This is a genomic window from Vibrio sp. 10N.222.49.C9 (genome assembly GCF_041474985.1).
Lineage (GTDB): Bacteria > Pseudomonadota > Gammaproteobacteria > Enterobacterales > Vibrionaceae > Vibrio > Vibrio crassostreae_C.
The window spans coordinates 1-361 of sequence record NZ_JBFRVD010000433.1 but is presented as its reverse complement, the minus strand read 5'-3'; the positions used below and the strand labels follow the sequence as shown (position 1 = coordinate 361).

Sequence of the window (361 nt, the reverse complement as noted above, 5' to 3'; positions counted from 1 at the left end):
CCCCATCCCTGAACACTTTTCATACTTTATGTCATATTTATCTGGGATGTCTGAAAATGACATTACTTTGTGACCGGTTTTAAGTTGAAGTTCTTTTAATAATTCGTAAATGTATGGTGTTGGATTAAAAGAATGGGTAATCAAATAGAAAGCAATATAACTTCCCTTTTCTTTAATAGAATTTTTCTCTTGAAAACCAAAATCAAGCCATTGTTCTTTGTTTAACATTAATGTGGGGTCTAACGTAACTTGTGCTTCAATGCCAAATTCATCATGAAGTATTCGCTGTCCTTTTTTATCTCGCACCGACACACTACTATAGTCTTGCAAATGATTTTTAAAATTGTTTTTACTACCTTCT

1 protein-coding gene is annotated in these 361 nt (G+C 32.1%); it reads right to left on the bottom strand.

Translation table 11 applies throughout. The annotated features are described in order from the left end of the window. Positions 1 to 361 (bottom strand): polysaccharide pyruvyl transferase family protein (locus AB4585_RS23845; RefSeq protein WP_372171240.1); only part of this gene is annotated, 361 nt, incomplete at both ends.